Origin of the sequence: Streptomyces sp. A012304 (assembly GCF_026008495.1) — a bacterium.
GTDB lineage: Bacteria > Actinomycetota > Actinomycetes > Streptomycetales > Streptomycetaceae > Streptomyces.
Genome location: NZ_BQUN01000222.1, coordinates 1 through 282, shown reverse-complemented (window position 1 = coordinate 282; position 282 = coordinate 1). Strand labels below are relative to the sequence as shown.

Below are 282 nucleotides of genomic sequence, written 5' to 3'. Positions count from 1 at the left end.
GGACGAGTCAGAAACCGTTGATGTAGGCGAAGGACATGCGAAAGGTCCGGCGTAGAGGGTAAGACCCCCGTAGTCGAAACGTCAGCGGCTCGTTTGAGAGACACCCAAGTAGCACGGGGCCCGAGAAATCCCGTGTGAATCTGGCGGGACCACCCGCTAAGCCTAAATATTCCCTGGTGACCGATAGCGGATAGTACCGTGAGGGAATGGTGAAAAGTACCCCGGGAGGGGAGTGAAATAGTACCTGAAACCGTGTGCCTACAAGCCGTGGGAGCGTCGGAA

1 rRNA gene is annotated in these 282 nt (G+C 56.7%); it reads left to right on the top strand.

Features of this window, described 5'->3' with window-relative positions:
• A 23S ribosomal RNA gene (locus tag ALMP_RS42560) occupies positions 1 to 282 on the top strand; the annotation flags it as partial.